We start from the raw sequence: 17,618 nt of genomic DNA on the forward strand, positions 1-17,618 counted from the left end.
GATTTTTCATTGTAAATTTTTCGTCAACTTTATTAGAAAAAATGAATAGTGTTGGCATGTAAATCGCTTATTTTTAGTATCAAAAGTAAGAATTAAATTAAAAATGCCTAACAGTGCTATAGATGCAAACTGTGTTTCAGGTCATAATTTGACATTGATTTGTTTTACAATGGTGAAGTTATGACGAATGAAATTTTGCTCGGTGTTAATATTGATCATATCGCAACAGTGCGACAGGCTCGAGGTACTATTTATCCTGACCCAGTGCAAGCAGCTATGGAAGCCGAGGAGGCAGGGGCTGATGGAATTACCCTGCATATGCGTGAAGATTTACGGCATATTCAAGCACGCGATGTTCGCCTTATTAAAGCTGTCTTACAAACTCGAATGAATTTAGAGTTGGCTATTACAGAGGCGATGCTTAATTTTGCAGAAGAAATTAAACCAGAACATGCGTGTCTAGTGCCTGAAAAACGCGAAGAGCTTACTACAGAAGGTGGTTTAGATGTCATAGGGCATTATCAGGCAGTGGCTGATGCAGTAAAACGTTTGCAGACTATAGGAAGTGAAGTTTCTTTATTCATTGATCCTGATGTGCAGCAAATTGAAGCTGCTGCTGCTGTTGGAGCGCCAGTGATTGAAATTCATACTGGTTGTTATGCGGATGCCACTAATCCAGCTGATCAGGCACGTGAATTGCAAAGAATTACAGAAGCAGCAAAATATGCCGCCAGTCTTAATTTGATTGTCAATGCAGGACATGGCTTAAATTATCATAATGTAAAACCCATTGCTGCTATTAAAGAGTTTCACGAACTAAATATTGGCCATGCCATTATCGCCCGTGCTTTATTTAGTGGTTTAAAGGAAGCGGTAAGACACATGCGTCAACTCATGTTGGAAGCAAGAAACTATGTCAAATACTGACGCAATCGTTATACGTTTAACAGGAGATTCGGGTGACGGTGTACAACTTGTTGGTGAGCAGTTGACAATTACTGCAGCACTAACGGGTAAAGATGTAAGGACGCTTCCTGATTTTCCTGCGGAAATTAGAGCACCTGCAGGCACTGTTGCTGGCGTTTCTGGTTTTCAGCTGGCGATGTCAGAGCAAGCTATTTTTACGGCCGGTGAAACATTGGACGTATTAGTGGCATTAAATCCTGCTGCTTTAAAAAACTCCCTGCAACATCTCAATGCCGGGGGCTTATTAATTATTAATGAGGATAGTTTTCAAGCCAAGGATTGGCAAAAAGCAGGAATAAGCAATGAATTACTTGATAATGCCAAAGAACACTATCAAGTAGTGTCCTTGCCATTAATTACCCAAACACTGCAAGCAGTTGCCGCGTTAGACATGAATCATGCGCAGGCAAAGAAAGCTAAAAACTTCTATGTTTTAGGGCTGGTCTTATGGTTATTTGATTTACCGACGGATAATTGTATCGAATTTATTAAAAAGAAATTCAACACTAATCCGCAAATTGCAAAGGCAAATGAACTAACTTTGCTGGCAGGTTTTAATTATGCAATGACTCTGGAACTAACTCGTCGTCAATTCATGTTAGGGCAAGTTAGTCGTGAGGATGGTGAGTATAGACAAATTACAGGTGTTGAAGCGGTTTCATTAGCGATTGCAACCATTGCAACAGGAACAGCAACCTCTTTGCTCGTGTCTGGCTATCCGATTACTCCCGCTTCAGCTATTTTACATGAGTGTGCCAAATTAGGTGATTATGGTGTGCAGTTGCTGCAAGCAGAAGACGAAATTGCCGCTATTTGTACCTGTATAGGAGCTGCATATGGTGGTTGCTTGGCATTGACGTGCACATCAGGACCTGGCTTCGATTTAAAAAGTGAGAGCCTGGGGCTTGCTGTTATGGCAGAGTTACCTCTTGTTTTGGTTGATGTTCAGCGAGCAGGCGCTTCTACAGGCTTGCCGACTAAAACTGGGCAAAGTGATTTACGTCAGGCTCTCTATGGTCGCCATGGCGAAGCGCCCCTACCTGTTCTTGCGGCGAAATCACCAGCTGATTGTTTTAATACTATTTTTGAAGCCTTCACCCTGGCAATTAAATACATGACTCCAGTCATTGTTTTACTCGATGCTTATTTGGCAAACGCCGCAGAACCTTGGAAGATTCCTGCGGTCGAATCGTTGGAAATGCCTGTCATTGATTTCAATCGTTTTCCTAAGCCCTATCAACGTGATGAAATTCTTTCACGAAGCTGGAACGTGCCTGGCACACCTGGTTTCATACATCAATTAGGTGGATTAGAAAAACAAGGGGAAGAAGGACGGGTTAGCTATGATGCACAGAACCATCAAAATATGGTTACACTCAGGGCAAATAAAATTGCCGGCATTGTTCGCGAATACCCCGCTTTACAGCTTGAAGGCCAGGAAAACGCAACGATGTTATTAATTGGCTGGGGTAGTACTTATGGGAGTTTAAAGTCAGCTGTCAGTCAATGCCGTGCTGAAGGAATTGCAATTGCTCTCCTGCATTTGAGGCATTTGAATCCATTACCGGATGAGTTGGGTTCACTTCTTAATAAATTCCAAAAAGTGCTGGTTGCTGAATTAAATTCTGGCCAATTGTGCCAATTGTTACGTGCCAATTATTTGGTGGATGCGAAATCAATTAATCAGTGCAACGGTCAACCCTTTACGGTGAGTCACCTGGTTCAAGCCATTAAATTGGAAATCGATCATGAATAACACGTATAAACGCGAAGATTTCACTAATTCTACTGAGGTGCGTTGGTGCCCGGGCTGCGGTGATTATGCAATCCTGGCGGCGTTGCAACGCGTGCTTCCTGAATTAGGGGTGCCACCTGAAAAACATGTATTTGTATCAGGAATAGGATGCGCGGGGAGACTACCTTATTACATGAATACTTATGGCTTTCATACCATACATGGCAGAGCGACAGCGGTAGCTACAGGACTTAAAGCAATGCGTGATGATTTAACAGTTTGGATTATTACCGGAGATGGGGATGCCTTAAGTATCGGTGGGAACCATTTAATTCATTGTTTAAGACGCAATGTAAACGTTAATATTTTGTTATTTAATAATCAGGTATATGGATTAACAAAGGGACAATTTTCGCCAACCTCACAAAAAGGACAAGTGACTAAAACATCCCCACAAGGGGTTAGCAATGAACCTATAAATCCGTTAACAATTGCACTGGCATCTGGTGCCAGCTTTGTTGCGCGTGCGGTGGATAAGGATCCAAATCATCTTGCTTCTATTCTTAAGAAAGCTTATGAACATAAAGGATGTTCATTTGTTGAAATCTATCAAGATTGCAATATTTTTAATAACGGTGCTTTTGATGCGTTTGCCGTCAAAACAAATCGTGCTGAACAAACCATTATTTTGGAAGAGGGCGCTCCTTTGATATTTGGTGCAGAACAACAGTGGGCTTTAGATTTACAAGATGAACTGTTGCAACGCAAAATTCAAAGCGAAGTAACTTATCGCCACGATGCTAGCAATTTTATTGCTGCCATGCGTTTAGCTCGACTAACATTTCCGGAATTCCCTGTTCCCTTAGGTGTTTATTATCGCAAAGAGCGCGAAATATTTTCATTGAGTAAACCCTTTAAGAAATCGGCGAGTGATTTGTCTGCCTTGTTTCGTGCTAAAGCAAGCTGGCAGCAAGAAGGGAAGAATTAACTCCGGAGTTTGGAGGCAACTGGTTCTGATTCAATTTGCTTTGAGGAAAGCAATTCCAGAATAAAACTTTGGCAACTACGCAGGTAGCCTCCGTCCATTGCATTCAAAATTCCCTTTGTCATCCTTAACTCTTACGACATCCCGAGCGTAGCGAAGGGATCTCCTTGCGTGGCACAATCTATCCAGATGATCCTTGCAGTGAGGAGATCCCTCGCTACGTTCGGGATGACGAGGATAACAAGGATGGCGAGAAAATAACGAGGAGAATGACGAGGGAATTACATTGGGATGGGAATGACTATTCACTGAAGAATGAATTATAAATATTCAGATAGGTTCCGTCATTTTCTATGCTATTCAAGATATTATTAATTTGAGCCATTAAATCATTACGACCTAACTGGGTCATAATTCCATAACCTTCACCTATCGGATATTTTTTTCCTAATAATCGATAAATCCCCGAGTTGTTGGACATCCAATACATAGCCTGGGGAGGATTGATAATGATTGCATCTATCTTTTGATGATACAACGCATCAAACATTTGAGCAGAGGTTCGATAGGTTTGAAATTGCACTGTGTTCGCAAATTGTTGTAATACAAAATTTTGTGCGGGTGAATTTAAATAGACACCGATGGTCTTTCCTTGCAAATCCTCAATGCTTTGCAAAGGAGACTGATAACGAACTATATACTGAAGATGGCTTTCTTTATAGGGAAGGCTAAATAAAAATTTTTCGCTTCGTTCAGGGGTAATAATAATTGCTGCAATTGCCAGATCTACTTCGCCGCTACTGACCAAATCAAAAAGCTGATCAAAATACACGCCTTGAAAAGTACAGGTCGCATTAAGTCGTCTACAAATTTCTTCCATTAGACTAATATCAAAGCCAATAAATTCTCCATTTTTTTTATTAGCTATCATTTCAAAAGGGGCATTGTCGTAGATGGTACCGATCTTGAGATTTATCGCGTAGCCATAACTGAACCAGGAGAAAATCAGAAAGAATAAAGACCCATATATTTTTAATTTTAAAATCCAAACTGATGGAAGTTTAAAAATTATGACTCTATTCTATTAAATTTTAATTAGATTTTAGAGTTTCAGAATTGCACTACTGAGCGCATCAATTAAAGTTATAATAAATCATTACACTTATCTTGTGTATCAGCAAGCCAAAGAAGTAGTTATAAACCTTGGTCAAAACCACACTGGTTTATTTCCAGGATTTAATTGCGTGCAACTTGACTAGCTTGAGTCGCCAGTTTTGAACTGGCGTTCCAAAGTTTTACTTAATGGGGGAGATGGGAAGAGGACGAATCTCATCTTCTTTATGACCAACCTGTTCATCCATTCGTCCTGTAAATAGCTTCATAACATTCTTAAATGCATCAGGCGTATGAAGGAAATCCCAAGAGTTGCGTTTAATGGCTAAGGCATTTGAAATAGACAATGTTTCAGGGTTATTATCTTTTCGATAATTTAGAAACTCTTTGATTGTACAAGAAGGATTTGCTTGCAAGTACTTACTTGCTTCTGCAAGCGCAGTTTCAATTTTACTTGCCTTATAAAGGGCTTTGCTATTTTTGTAACCTTTAATACGAGCTATCTCTTGTTCTATTTTATCGAATAAAACTGTAGCATGTTGTGATGAAGGTTCTTTTTTTCGACTAGAAGACTCTCGATCCCGCGTCTCAAGCGCAGTTAGGGTGCTTGAAGCGGAGAGTATTGATGAGTCTTCTGAAGAGGGATTTATAGACTCTAAAGATTCTTTTTTCTCGGAAGAAAGTCCTAATTTAATTAGGATATGATTTAAATATTCGCCCCATTTAAATTGTCCTGGTGCTTCATTTCTCCCATAGATTTGCTCTTGTTGATACCCTCGATTTGTAAGCGCATAATACATCGCCCCGTAATCTTCAGAAGAGTCATCGAAAACGTAAAAATGAGAGATTCCCTCTGGATGGGAATCGGAAGAAACAGCATCATATTTGCCTGTTTTATCATGAATTTCCAGCCTACTAATTTCTTCGGCAGTAAATTTATGATAGGCGAATAACTCTTTAATATAACCAGAGCGGTTTCTAGTAACAATATTTACTTTGATATCGGGATTACTTAATACTTTATGGAAAAAGCTCACTGCCTCCGGAGTCATGAGATACTCAGCATCTTCACGAAGATAATTGGATTCTCCGTCATATTCCCCGAATTTTTTTACAAACAAATCCTGGATTTCAGAAGAACTTTTTAATGGTGTGGTTTTATAATTTTTTTGTATTTTTCCCTCTTCATAACCTTCTAGCAATGACTGATAGAAAGGGGTAAAAACCAGTTCATTCCCGGGCTTTGCGGTTATGGTTCCATCGAAATCGGTATATATTATTATGTTAGGCATAAATTAGGAATTAAGAGTACGTAGTGTATATGATAGTACACCTCTGCTTAAGGAAAGATTAAAAGAGTTACTTATAGGAGATAAAAAAATCCCGGTAGACTCACCGGGACTCAAGTTGAGGAGATGATTTTAGTCGCGACCTGAAAATGCGCTGAGTATATTAAGAAGGCTAACAAACAAATTATAAATGGATACAAATAAAGAAACAGTTGCCGAAATGTAGTTAGTTTCTCCACCGTGAATAATCTCACTGGTTTGGAATAGAATTAAACCAGAAGAAATCAACACAAAAGCTGCTGAAATAACAAGCTGTAGAGCTGGAATTTGGAAAAAGATTCCGGCAATCATAGCGAGTAGGGCAACCATGACTCCAACGAAAAGAAAACCGCCCAAGTAGCTAAAGTCTTTACGAGTAGTCAGAGCATAGCCTGATAAGGCAAAGAAAATCATCCCGGTACCACCAAGTGCAGTTCCAATAAGTTGATGTCCATTCGAAAAACTGGCAACGTAAAAGTTTAGGATAGGGCCTAAGCTATAGCCAAGAAAACCGGTAAAAGCAAAAACACTGATTAACCCCAAGGCACTATTTCTTAATGCATGAGTTAGAAACATTAAACCATAAACGCCAACAATCATTAGCAAAGGATTCATAGGCTTTGCATTGACGGCAAATGACACATAAGCCATAAGAGTACTAAATAAAAATGTCATACCAAGTAAAAGATAGGTATTGCGTAGAACTTTATTCGTCGCAAGTACCGCTTCACTTCGTTGACTTAACAAGGTAACGTCGTTTCTGTTCATGCATAGCTCCAGATTATTTATATTTCTATTTTAGCATATGTATAGGTGTGATGCTTTCTTTTCAAGTCTATAGATATGTAAAAAAACTGGCAAGATTTCTTCATGATAGTCTTTGGGAGCTTTCTATTTTGAAAGTGCCAAGATTTATATATAACCAAAAGATTGAAACATCACAAACTAATCGCAGATAATTAGAATAATTTTCTATTTGGAAATGGGAACATGCCTAACATTGCTGCGATTCAAATGATTTCTTCAGGATCGATAACAAACAATTTGAATCAAGTAAAACAGTTTTTTATTAAGGCCAAAGAGGAGGAGATCGATTTATTGGTTTTGCCAGAAAATTTTGCTTTTATGGGCAAACATGAAACTGATAAATTGAGTAAAGCTGAGAAATATGGATCGGGCGAAATTCAAGACCATATCAGTCGTTGGGCAAAAGAATATGGTTTATGGGTTATCGCCGGCACGTTACCTTTGAAGGGCTTGCAAGAACGTGCTCGTTCCAGCTGCTTAGTGTTTGATGATAAAGGACTATGTGCCGCACGCTATGATAAGATTCATTTGTTTGATGTGCGTGTTTCTGAGCAGGAAGCACATCAAGAATCATCTACAATTGAAAGAGGTGATGAAATTGTTGTGGTGGATACACCTGTGGGCCGCGTAGGCCTGTCTGTTTGTTATGATTTGCGTTTTCCGGAATTATATCGACAATTAGTATTAAGAGGGGCTGAATTATTTAGTGTGCCATCAGCATTTACTGCGGTGACCGGTGCTGCTCATTGGGAAGTCTTATTAAGAGCACGGGCTATTGAGAATCTATGTTATGTGATAGCTCCTAATCAAGGTGGTTTACATGAAAATGGGCGACATACTTATGGTCACAGTATGATAGTTGAGCCTTGGGGAAAGATAGTAAGACAGCAAGAGGAAGGTATTGGTATGATAACTGCTGAGGTCGATTTGCAGCAATTAGAGCAATTACGGCGGCAGTTTCCGTGTAATGACCATCATGTTCTTTATTAATTAAAAGGTAAAATTATGACTCAGGCGTTAGCGCTAGCCAAAGATATATTATTAAAGCCTGCATCTTTAGATGAAACCGCTTTAGAAAAATTAATTCGCTCTATGATGAGCCATCATGTGGATGATGCAGATCTTTATTTTCAAAGTAGCAGTTATGAGTCCTGGTATTTAGAAGACTCTGAAGTGAAGAGTGGTAGCTATTCTATCGATCGTGGTGTTGGTATTCGAGCCGTAAGTGGTGATAAGACCGGCTATGCCTATTGTGATGATATTTTATTGCCTGCCATGCAACGAGCAGCAGACGCTGCCCGCTCAATTGCTTTTACTGGAACAAAACCAGTGCGGCCTATTCAGATAGCCGCGTCACCTATTACACGTTACGCGCCATTAAATCCTATTGAAGGCATGAGCAAACAAGAAAAAATAGCGCTCTTAGAGGCAATTGATAAAGAAGCACGGCGCATTGATCCTCGTGTTATACAAGTCAATGCTTCTTTAAGCGGATGTTATGAAGTCGTTATGGTTGCGGGCATGCATGGCCAAATGACTGCTGATATACGACCTTTAGTCAGTATTCACGTAAGCGTCATTGTTGAAGATAAAAATGGGCGTAGGGAATCAGCGCGCTCTGGGGGTGGTGGTCGTGTAGCTTATTCTTATTTTCTAGAAAAAGAAAGAGCCCTCGGCTATGCACGCGAAGCAGTGCGTGAAGCTTTGATTAATCTTGAAGCAGAGGATGCACCTGCTGGCACAATGCCTGTTGTGTTAGGACCAGGTTGGCCTGGCGTCTTATTACATGAAGCGGTTGGGCATGGGTTAGAAGGCGATTTTAACCGCAAAGGGCTTTCCGCTTTTTCTGGACGTTTGGGACAGCAAGTTGCTGCAAAAGGTGTCACCGTGGTTGATGATGGCACCTTAAAAGATAGACGCGGTTCTCTCACCATTGATGATGAAGGAACACCTGCTCAATGTACAACCCTTATTGAAGACGGGGTGTTGGTAAATTATATGCAGGATAAGCTCAATGCAAAATTAATGGGTATGCAGCCTACTGGTAATTGTCGTCGCGAATCCTACGCTCATTTGCCGATGCCGCGAATGACTAATACCTACATGTTGGTCGGTAAATACCACCCCGATGAAATAATTCGTTCTGTGAAGCGCGGTTTGTATGCTGTTAATTTTGGTGGGGGACAGGTTGATATTACCTCTGGTCAATTCGTCTTTTCGGCCAGCGAGGCATATTTGATTGAAGATGGTAAAGTAACCAAGCCTGTTAAGGGCGCAACACTCATTGGCAATGGCCCTGAAGTGATGAAAAAAGTAAGCATGATCGGCAATGATCTTTCTCTGGACAGTGGCATTGGTGTGTGCGGCAAGGATGGGCAATCTGTTCCAGTTGGTGTTGGTCAGCCTACTTTAAAAATTGATGCATTAACTATTGGCGGTACTCGCTAAGATTATATTTGACTCATTAGGCTGTGATAAGTCTATTGAGTCAAATTTAGGCTTCTTCTTCCTGTTCTTCACCGCCTTGTAATTTGGCTATAAATTTATCAAGTGGGGTCAGTGATAATGTTAGAGATAACAAGGCGGCCCCCGCTCCTGTAGCTAAGGCCTCAGGCCAGGCCGCATGATTAATATAATCGGCAATGAATGTACCAACAAAGGCAATGAATGCGACTCCAAAACGAGATGTTTGCAATTTAACCAAATTCCCGAATGAGGCAATTAAGCTAATTAAACCAACACCTAATCCTGTAGTAATGGCAATTTCCCAATGACTTAATGTAAGAGAGCCTAAATTGCCTTTTGTCATGGAAAGAAGGCAGGCAGTAGTCGATTGAGATATATGTCGAACAACTATAGCCGCCCTTACTTTAATGTTTGATAAAATATTCATAGGCTATCCATTAAAATAATATCCTTTTTATTTTACGCCAATATATCGAATTTATTTTTATTCGGAGTCAGTCTCTTTCCAGCGTTTGACAACATTCACATCAATATCAAATAAATCCAACACACGCCCGACACTATGAGTAACGATATCATTTATTGTCTGAGGTTGATTATAAAATGCTGGGACAGGAGGAGCAACAATGGCTCCCATTTCGGTTACTTTTTTCATATTTTCAAGATGTCCCAGGTGAAGAGGGGTTTCACGAACCAATAAAACTAATCGACGGCGCTCTTTTAAAACGACATCAGCAGCCCGTGTCAGGAGATTAGACGTAGTACCACAGGCAATACTTGCTAAAGTTTGCATTGAGCAAGGAGCGATAATCATTCCTGCTGTTTTAAATGATCCACTTGATATTGCAGCAGCAATATCGTGAATAGAATAGAAAACATCTGCCAATTCACACAATTCATTTGCGGTTAAATTGGTTTCACAAGAACGTGTTTGTTGCGCTGCTTTTGAAACAATAAGATGTGTTTCGTAATCGGTTTGAGCTAATAACTCTAGAAGTCGAATACCATAAATAATTCCAGAGGCTCCGGATATGCCGATAATAATGCGTTTTTTTTTCATTATTCAATACTCATTGTTCTAATTTCAAACAATAAAAATAATAAGCCAGAGTGATTTATTTTAGAAGATAAAGCGAGTTAATCTTGCTTTCGCAATATCCTATGTTGATATAGTATACCCTAACCTGAGGGGTAATTAGCTACACGAGTAAAAATTGACTTTAATTGAACAAAATAAAGCAAAATTGCTGGTATCGATCTCTAGAAAAGATTCTCATTTTCTAAGTTTGACTTTTGCGCAAGAAAGCTGAGTAGTAAGAAGATATTGTTCGTAGGAGGACAAGGGAAAGCAATTAGCTGAAAGGTTGCCCGCCTGCGCGGGCATGAGAGATTTTTTGTATAAAATTTCAATATAAAATAATTGCACTGTGGAAGATTGAAATAAGTGCATAAAGTGCCAGAGGAAAAATTTTTAACAAAGTTTTAACTTTCATTTCATAATCCTTCTCTAGAATTACTGTAATTTAATATTCAAAAACTGTGCCTACTTAAAATTAAACAATCTAAAAATAATGTAGGCTTTGTAAATGAATATTGTTAGAACATAGAAATGAAGGTTTTCATTCACTTAAATTAATTTTTGCAAAAATCTTTTAAACCTTGGTTTATAGAAATCTTCCTTATCCCAAGAGATAATTACTCTTTCTGCCCTGCCAATAATTTGCTGGCGTGGTACAAAACCAAAATATCTGGAATCAGCGCTATTGTCGCGATTATCCCCCAACAGAAAAAATTGATCTGCTGGAATTTTAATAGGACCAAATGAACGTAAGGCTGGCTGAGAGGGTAGTCCCATAACAGCATGAGATTTTTGGTTTAACTGTTCAGTTGCAAAGACTGCCAAATTTTGCTCTTCTTTTGGAAGCTTCGCCGTGACGGGTGGCAAAGGGCTGTAGGTAGAGGGATGATCATTCACAATTAACACATTATTTTTCATTTCTATAATGTCGCCAGGTGTGCCAATGACTCTTTTAATTAAACGTTGTCCGTCACCTGGTTTATTAAAAACAACAATTTCTCCTTGTTTTGGATTTGCCCATTCAGCAAGATGAATTGTAGTATAAGGGATTTTAAGATCATAGGCTAATTTATTCACTAAAATTAAATCGCCAACATAAATTGTTGGTTCCATCGATCCTGAGGGGATGCGATTCCAATCGGCAATTGCTGAACGAGCTGCAAATAAAATCAATACGAGAAATAAAAAAGAACTCCATTCTCGTAGCATGGAATAATTAAATTTTTGTTGTAAATAATTTCTGTAGCTTTTGGCTTTCATAAATTTAAAATGGAAATGCTGAGTAAGGCTCCTAGATTAACATAGCTAGTCCAGTAAGGTATATTGTGATTTTTCTAGCAGCCAAGCATTAGATATCAAATTATCTAAATATATACTGGCATGACAAGTGCTAGAAAAATCCCATAAGAATTCAACTCACTCTTTACCTAATTAAGAAACCGGTCTTTGAGTACTATCATTATAATTATGAATTATGAAAAGGGCTCTGCTATGACAATGCAAGCAAAATTATTGAATCATCTTTTACTCGAGAATGAAAATAATTTGAGTGACAAGGTTTATCTTAGACAACCACGCGAAGGACAATGGCATGAATTAACCTGGAGTATGGTTATCCACCAAGCCAGGCAGGTGGCACGTTTACTACAGGATGTGGGGTTAAAAAAAGGGGATCATGTTGCAATTTTTTCAAAAAATTGCGCGGAATGGTTTATTAGCGATTTCGGAATTAGTTTAGCAGGTATGGTCAATGTGCCTTTATTTGCTAATCAGCATGAAGATAGTATCAAATTTGTGCTAAGTCATGCAGAAGTTAAACTTGTCTTTATTGGTAAGCTGGATGACCACCAACGAGTTCACCGTTATATTCCTGAAGAATTGCCTACAGTAAGTTTTGGCTATCATGGGAATATGAATACAACCTATCATTGGACTGATGTTCTTGCTAAAGAACCTGTGGAAAAGGTTGTAGAGACTTCACCAGATGATTTATATACCATTATTTATTCTTCCGGTACGTCGGCTCAGCCGAAAGGCGCTGTCTATACTCATGAAATTATTGCGAACTATCTCAGTTTATTTCCTAAGGATATTAGGCGAATAAAGGTACTCGATCATTATCACCTCATGTCCTATTTACCTTTGGCTCATGTCTATGAGCGCTCCGCAATTCAATTGGGTAGCATCACGATTCCTTGTGATGTTTCTTTTGTTGAGAGCCTTGATAAATTTGCTGACAATCTGCGCGAAGTCCAACCCACATTTTTTACAGCGGTCCCGCGGATTTGGGGGGTATTCCAACAAAAAATAGAGCAAAAATTACCACCTGGAAAACTGAATTTTCTTCTTAAAATACCTTTTGTATCCAGTTTGATAAAAAAGAAAATTAAACATCACTTGGGGTTAAATCGATGCACCAATTGTTTTTCCGGAGCGTCTCATTTGCCACTCTCTATTATTGAATTTTTTGATAAGCTTGATTTAAAAATTCAAGAAGGTTACGGACAAACCGAAAACTTAGCTTATGCAACATTTACAATGCTTGGTCAACGACGCCCTGGTTATGTAGGTACTCCCAGACTACAAGTGGAATTAAAATTAGGTGACGAAAATGAATTAATGATTAAATCACCTTGTTTGATGAAAGAATATTACAAAAATAAAGAAGCAACGGATGCTACACTAACCAAAGATGGCTGGTTACATACAGGTGATATTGCACAGTTGGATGAAAATTATAATGTAAAAATAATTGGGCGCCTTTCTGAGAATTTTAAAAATCAAAAAGGAGAATTTATTATCCCTGCGCCTATTGAAGAACGGTTTGCAGCAAACTCAGCTATCGAACAATTATGTATAGTGGGGCGTGAGTTACCAAACAACGTTTTAATTGTTACTTTGAGTGACTTGGGACGTAGTCAAAATAAAGAAAATGTTAAACAAGAATTACAGGAAAGTTTACGTAAAGTGAACAGTGAATTAGCCAATTACGAAAAGATTAGTCATGTTATTATTTTGAAAGATGCCTGGACGCCTGAGAATGGTCTTTTAACCCCAACACTTAAGGTAAAACGACGTATTGTAGAGGCTAATTATCATGATCTTATTAAAGGGGCGGTTTCTCAGCGTAACACTATTGTATGGGCCTAAACATAAACTGCCTCAATAGAGGCAGTTTATTGGTAGCTTTTATGATTTATTTGGTTTTATACTGCAGGGCATATTTATTGGCTAAATCTTTAGCCTGCTGTAATTGCTCGGGCGTGAGTGTTTTTTCAAGCTCGTCTCGCGCTTTGCTAGAGTCAGTAAAACCATTCGTAACTGCAACGCTAAACCATGCGTAAGCTTCAACGGGATTAACCGTTACTCCTATGCCATCACGATAAAAGATGCCCATTTTATTTTGAGCCCTTCCATATCCTTGCTCAGCTGATTTACGAATCCAGCTAACGGCTTGTTCCAGGTTTTTTGTAACCCCGTCACCATATAAGTACATGTCACCTATATTGAATTGAGCATTGGCATTACCTTGATCAGCGCTTTTTTGATACCAATAGGCTGCTTTTTGTAAATCAGCAGAGCCTGTTTTTCCAGTATCATAAAAATAACCGACTTCAAGTTGGGACTTGGCATGTCCCTTATCTGCCGCTTTTTGAAAATATTCAAACGCTTTAGTTTCGTCTTTTGGAACACCTTCGCCATATTTGTGTAAAAGACCGAGGTTATAGAGTGCACCTGGATTATTGAGTTCTGCGGCTTTTTGATACCATTTAATCGCCTCAGGCAAATCTTTCGCTACACCGGTTCCTGTATCATACATAAAACCAATAGATAAAGCAGCTTCGGAATTTCCTTGTTCAGCAGCTTTTTTATACCACGACATAGCAGTCTCGTAATTTTGCGGTACGCCTGTTGCATGATCATACATGTAACCGAGAGCATATTGGGCGTCGGAATTATTTTGAGCTGCTGCCTTTTCGTACCATTGAAGTGCCTTACTGTAACCATCGGGTGTTTCCTGGTACCAGTAAAATCCCGCTAATAACACCTGGGCATCTACGTTACCCTGATTAGCGGAGGCTAATAATAGCTGTTCGGTTTTCTCAGCATTATAAGTTACTCCTTGTCCGTTATAATACATCTTACCTAACAGATATTGTGCTTTTGCATCACCTTTAGCGGCTTCATCAGAAAGTAACATGAAAGCTTTCTCGTAACGCTGCTCATTATAAGCCGCCTCGCCTTCCTGAGTACTGGCATAAACCGAGCTTAGTAATAGGGTACCCATTGCAATTGATAAAATGTATTTTTTCATGTCCATAGCAGAAACCTTATACTAAATTGTCCTCGTTAATAGTATATATGTACGCCGCATTTTTGCGCGTCTTTTTTAAATTATTTCCTATTTTTCATCATCATAACAGTGTTTTAACAAAGTACATAGGCCTATCTTTGAAGCATGGGATTCATTAATGCTCTGTCTGCTCATTTTTATTCTATATTTAAGTTAACAGGCAGGTTAAGGGTATAAAAGGATAGGAAATGCCAAAGATTACTGCAAAAAACATGCATGAGTATTATGATTTTGTAGCAGCGAAGGAGGGCGGACCCGTTACTGTTTTGATAGGGAAGAAAAAATCGACTGATACTGATTCCAGCCATCCCGATGCAATTGTGTTTAAGCAAGGATTGGGAGCACCAAAAGATCGAGATGCCTCAATAAAATTACAAGGTCGAGCGGGTTTTCTTCCAGTCATTGCAGCAGGCGATGATTATTTTATTCGCGAAGCTTATCCATCTAAAATTGCAACAAAATGGTCGCAAGTTCAAAGCCACTCAAAACTGTTAATAAGACAAGCAATGGAATTGTCTTTAATAATGCTGCAGGCAGGCGTCGTTGATAGAGACCGCAGTGTGCTTAAAGGAACTGGAGATAATCTTACAGCTAGAAATTTAGTAATTAGCGACAGGCTTTATTTTTTTGATTTTGAACCCGAATATTTTATTGATTGGAGTAAAGAGCTTACAAGTTCCGATGCAGAAGCAATTGAACTTTGGAAGACGACTCATGAAAACCTAATTAAAGGTTTGGCAGCTAATTTAGGTTTAGGAGGGCAAGTTGAGGCTTTATTGGCGCAATTTCACGTTGCTGCTGAGAAAATTTTAGCAGAAAAAAATGAGCAAGCGCTAAAAATCTGGCATGGACTAGTTCATCCCGTGGTTGATTCTGGCGGTGAATATGAACCGCCATCTTTTACAGTAAGTCCTACAGTATCGCATTCTTCCTCCTATGTTACCCCCTCAGTGACAATTCAAAAACCTAATCTAGCTGAGCCAACAGTAGAGGCAATTTTTGATCTGATGAAAAGTTATTATGGGGCAAAACCTACCTTGTTTCGTTCCTCATTAGAAGACACGGTTGATAAAATGGCCAGACTAACCCATGTAGTTAATAACAGGGAGGGTAGTGCTTACCTTAAGCTTGAAGCAATGATTAATAAAGATCATGATCCATTATTCAGGAAAGTTGCTACTTCATTACTGGAAAATACGAAGCAGTATTTAGATAAAGCCTACACCAGGCAATTGCATGATAAAGACGAATTATGGGCTAGACCTAAAGGGCCCTGGGGTTCTGGCAGCCTGTGAATTGGATTATTTTATGCGATTTAGCTTGATTCTCGTGTAATTATTATTTAAAATATTCAAACTGTCTAAATTTTTGACATTCGAAGAGGTTTGATGTGCCATTGTTATCGTCAATAGATATCCACCATTTTAGCGACAAAATTAAAGAAAAAGAGGGCTTCTTCATTGATTCCAGTACCTTAGAAATCCCTGATGTTCCCTTGTTTTCAAATTATGAACCTGGAAATGCTGATGTTCGTTTAATCGCCAAGGACAGTGTGGCTGCTTTAAAAAAGCAATTTGATGATGCTCGTGAAATAATTCAATTGGATGCAAATGACGAGACAGGCATTCAAATAGCCTTAGACAAAGTTGAGGATTTATCAGAATTGCAAGTCCAATATCATGCTATTCTGAAAAAAATGGGAACAGCCTCGCGTGAGAATTTTATAAGAACATGTCAAAGTTTAGATAAAATATTTGCTCTTATTTTGACAAATACTGTTAGCCTGGACGAAATTGTATCCACCCCAACAATTACTCCAATAATTATTCCTCATTTAGATGAATGCATTGAGATAATTAGAATTTTGCAGACTTTACCCGAACAAGAAAACGAAGAGGATGCACTAGCCAGTTCTTTATCATACTTTTTTTTAAACTCAATTTTTAGGCAAGCGGCAATTGTTAATGAAAATAAGAAAAAATTAACGCTTGACGGTGAGCAATTAACAGAAGATGATATTATTTGCCCATTTACCAGAAAAAAAATCTCAGTTTCTGGTTCACTAAAATCCCAAAAAGATGCAGAAAATTTTCTAGCTATTTATATTGCTCTCAGTAGATTAGCCGGTGCTAAGGAAAGCGATGAGCTTAAAAGTTTTTTAGACTTGCAAGAAGAAGGCAGAGAGTCTTATTTAAGAAAGGCAAATAAATGCTTGGTACAATACTTAGACTCCCCAAAACGATTTCCATTTACCGCTTATCAACAACAATTCTTAAATGATATTGGTGCAGCAGACGCTGAACAACAAATGAAGCAATCTAGCGAATATTTACACTTTAAAGAGCTAGAGGGTCGTTATTCTCATTTATGGGACAATGAAAAGGCATTTACTCGTAATGTATTAGCGCTATTAATCGATTACAACAAACAAGATTGGTGTATTCCCGCGTTAGGTTTATTTTTTACGGCACACTGGAATCGCCACCATCATGCATTAGTCGCTCGCGCCATAGAGGTACTTGAATCTGGTAAGGACATTACAGAGACATTAGCCGAGCTGGAAAAAGATGTTAAAAAACATCCTAAATTTGATGCTGAGGGTTCTCTTATGCGTCGTGTCGCATTTATCCGTTATCAAGCTGAATTATCAATAGATGCTCCTGATACCTTGCTTAGTTCTTTCCCTGGCGATGGTGCAGAGCTCTCGGCTGATCCAGAATCTGCAGCGACTGATGCAGGATTGAAGTTGGATTATTGATTAGCAATTAAAGCAGTGACTGCTTTAT

The 17,618-nt window shown here is 38.9% G+C and carries 15 protein-coding genes; 8 read left to right on the forward strand and 7 right to left on the reverse strand.

Annotated elements, in window-relative coordinates; translation table 11 throughout:
• The first annotated feature begins 180 nt into the window (after window positions 1–180).
• Genes pdxJ through PXX05_RS03530 form a run of 3 tightly spaced genes read left to right on the forward strand, consistent with a single transcriptional unit; the run spans window position 181 to window position 3,689 of the window.
• Window positions 181–927 carry a pyridoxine 5'-phosphate synthase gene (gene pdxJ, locus PXX05_RS03520; protein ID WP_275089676.1) on the forward strand — a complete coding sequence of 249 codons (747 nt, stop codon included), beginning with the start codon at window positions 181–183 and terminating at the stop codon, window positions 925–927.
• Window positions 914–2,722 (forward strand): 2-oxoacid:acceptor oxidoreductase subunit alpha, encoded by a 1,809-nt coding sequence (locus PXX05_RS03525; protein ID WP_275089677.1) that lies wholly within the window; start codon window positions 914–916, stop codon window positions 2,720–2,722. The genes pdxJ and PXX05_RS03525 overlap by 14 nt, the downstream gene beginning before the upstream one ends.
• Window positions 2,715–3,689 carry a 2-oxoacid:ferredoxin oxidoreductase subunit beta gene (locus PXX05_RS03530; RefSeq protein ID WP_275089678.1) on the forward strand — a complete coding sequence of 325 codons (975 nt, stop codon included), beginning with the start codon at window positions 2,715–2,717 and terminating at the stop codon, window positions 3,687–3,689. Before PXX05_RS03525 ends, PXX05_RS03530 begins: the two co-directional genes overlap by 8 nt.
• Before the next feature lie 298 nt (window positions 3,690–3,987).
• Here PXX05_RS03530 and PXX05_RS03535 read toward each other — a convergent pair whose 3' ends face one another.
• The 3 genes from PXX05_RS03535 to PXX05_RS03545 form a co-directional block, all read right to left on the reverse strand.
• Entirely contained in the window at window positions 3,988–4,617 is a 630-nt protein-coding gene (locus tag PXX05_RS03535; RefSeq protein ID WP_275089679.1) for a transporter substrate-binding domain-containing protein, read from the reverse strand.
• Window positions 4,618–4,981: 364 nt separating this feature from the next.
• Entirely contained in the window at window positions 4,982–6,091 is a 1,110-nt protein-coding gene (locus PXX05_RS03540; RefSeq protein WP_275089680.1) for a hypothetical protein, read from the reverse strand.
• A 129-nt stretch (window positions 6,092–6,220) separates the two neighbouring features.
• The gene (locus tag PXX05_RS03545; protein WP_275089681.1) at window positions 6,221–6,895 is read right to left on the reverse strand and encodes a Bax inhibitor-1/YccA family protein; all 675 of its coding nucleotides are present in this window, start codon (window positions 6,893–6,895) and stop codon (window positions 6,221–6,223) included.
• Between the two features lie 222 nt (window positions 6,896–7,117).
• Between PXX05_RS03545 and PXX05_RS03550 the strand changes: the two genes are divergently transcribed.
• Both PXX05_RS03550 and tldD read left to right on the forward strand, forming a co-directional pair.
• The gene (locus PXX05_RS03550) at window positions 7,118–7,924 is read left to right on the forward strand and encodes a carbon-nitrogen hydrolase family protein (RefSeq protein ID WP_275089682.1); all 807 of its coding nucleotides are present in this window, start codon (window positions 7,118–7,120) and stop codon (window positions 7,922–7,924) included.
• A gap of 15 nt (window positions 7,925–7,939) precedes the next feature.
• Window positions 7,940–9,382, forward strand: a complete 1,443-nt coding sequence (tldD, locus tag PXX05_RS03555; RefSeq protein WP_275089683.1) for a metalloprotease TldD — start codon at window positions 7,940–7,942, stop codon at window positions 9,380–9,382.
• A gap of 46 nt (window positions 9,383–9,428) precedes the next feature.
• Here tldD and PXX05_RS03560 read toward each other — a convergent pair whose 3' ends face one another.
• The 3 genes from PXX05_RS03560 to lepB form a co-directional block, all read right to left on the reverse strand.
• Window positions 9,429–9,827 (reverse strand): hypothetical protein, encoded by a 399-nt coding sequence (locus tag PXX05_RS03560; protein ID WP_275089684.1) that lies wholly within the window; start codon window positions 9,825–9,827, stop codon window positions 9,429–9,431.
• Window positions 9,828–9,884: 57 nt separating this feature from the next.
• Complete coding sequence (locus tag PXX05_RS03565; protein WP_275089685.1) at window positions 9,885–10,460, reverse strand: UbiX family flavin prenyltransferase; 576 nt, start codon at window positions 10,458–10,460, stop codon at window positions 9,885–9,887.
• A gap of 567 nt (window positions 10,461–11,027) precedes the next feature.
• Window positions 11,028–11,738, reverse strand: a complete 711-nt coding sequence (lepB, locus tag PXX05_RS03570) for a signal peptidase I (protein ID WP_275089686.1) — start codon at window positions 11,736–11,738, stop codon at window positions 11,028–11,030.
• Window positions 11,739–11,969: 231 nt separating this feature from the next.
• Here lepB and PXX05_RS03575 point away from each other — a divergent pair, with 231 nt between their 5' ends.
• Window positions 11,970–13,628 carry an AMP-binding protein gene (locus PXX05_RS03575; RefSeq protein ID WP_275089687.1) on the forward strand — a complete coding sequence of 553 codons (1,659 nt, stop codon included), beginning with the start codon at window positions 11,970–11,972 and terminating at the stop codon, window positions 13,626–13,628.
• Between the two features lie 46 nt (window positions 13,629–13,674).
• On the opposite strand, the gene PXX05_RS03580 is transcribed toward PXX05_RS03575, so the two are convergent.
• Window positions 13,675–14,799: an SEL1-like repeat protein gene (locus tag PXX05_RS03580; protein ID WP_275089688.1), complete on the reverse strand. Its 1,125-nt coding sequence runs from the start codon at window positions 14,797–14,799 to the stop codon at window positions 13,675–13,677.
• Between the two features lie 221 nt (window positions 14,800–15,020).
• Here PXX05_RS03580 and PXX05_RS03585 point away from each other — a divergent pair, with 221 nt between their 5' ends.
• Together PXX05_RS03585 and PXX05_RS03590 are read left to right on the forward strand one after the other, a co-directional pair.
• Window positions 15,021–16,127, forward strand: coding sequence for a hypothetical protein (locus tag PXX05_RS03585; protein ID WP_275089689.1), 1,107 nt, complete (start codon window positions 15,021–15,023; stop codon window positions 16,125–16,127).
• Window positions 16,128–16,222: 95 nt separating this feature from the next.
• Entirely contained in the window at window positions 16,223–17,590 is a 1,368-nt protein-coding gene (locus tag PXX05_RS03590; protein ID WP_275089690.1) for a DUF5617 domain-containing protein, read from the forward strand.
• The last annotated feature ends 28 nt before the right edge of the window (window positions 17,591–17,618 follow it).

This window comes from Legionella cardiaca, from assembly GCF_029026145.1.
GTDB classification, from domain to species: Bacteria; Pseudomonadota; Gammaproteobacteria; order Legionellales; family Legionellaceae; genus Tatlockia; species Tatlockia cardiaca.

Bases quoted from the DNA above. Each gene is read 5' to 3' on its own strand.
- PXX05_RS03580 (WP_275089688.1), bottom strand. From the start codon at position 14,799: ATGGACATGAAAAAATACATTTTATCAATTGCAATGGGTACCCTATTA.
- PXX05_RS03525 (WP_275089677.1), top strand. From the start codon at position 914: ATGTCAAATACTGACGCAATCGTTATACGTTTAACAGGAGATTCGGGT.
- PXX05_RS03545 (WP_275089681.1), bottom strand. From the start codon at position 6,895: ATGAACAGAAACGACGTTACCTTGTTAAGTCAACGAAGTGAAGCGGTA.
- PXX05_RS03585 (WP_275089689.1), top strand. From the start codon at position 15,021: ATGCCAAAGATTACTGCAAAAAACATGCATGAGTATTATGATTTTGTA.
- PXX05_RS03560 (WP_275089684.1), bottom strand. From the start codon at position 9,827: ATGAATATTTTATCAAACATTAAAGTAAGGGCGGCTATAGTTGTTCGA.
- PXX05_RS03530 (WP_275089678.1), top strand. From the start codon at position 2,715: ATGAATAACACGTATAAACGCGAAGATTTCACTAATTCTACTGAGGTG.
- pdxJ (WP_275089676.1), top strand. From the start codon at position 181: ATGACGAATGAAATTTTGCTCGGTGTTAATATTGATCATATCGCAACA.
- lepB (WP_275089686.1), bottom strand. From the start codon at position 11,738: ATGAAAGCCAAAAGCTACAGAAATTATTTACAACAAAAATTTAATTAT.
- PXX05_RS03575 (WP_275089687.1), top strand. From the start codon at position 11,970: ATGACAATGCAAGCAAAATTATTGAATCATCTTTTACTCGAGAATGAA.
- PXX05_RS03535 (WP_275089679.1), bottom strand. From the start codon at position 4,617: ATGATAGCTAATAAAAAAAATGGAGAATTTATTGGCTTTGATATTAGT.
- tldD (WP_275089683.1), top strand. From the start codon at position 7,940: ATGACTCAGGCGTTAGCGCTAGCCAAAGATATATTATTAAAGCCTGCA.
- PXX05_RS03565 (WP_275089685.1), bottom strand. From the start codon at position 10,460: ATGAAAAAAAAACGCATTATTATCGGCATATCCGGAGCCTCTGGAATT.
- PXX05_RS03550 (WP_275089682.1), top strand. From the start codon at position 7,118: ATGCCTAACATTGCTGCGATTCAAATGATTTCTTCAGGATCGATAACA.
- PXX05_RS03540 (WP_275089680.1), bottom strand. From the start codon at position 6,091: ATGCCTAACATAATAATATATACCGATTTCGATGGAACCATAACCGCA.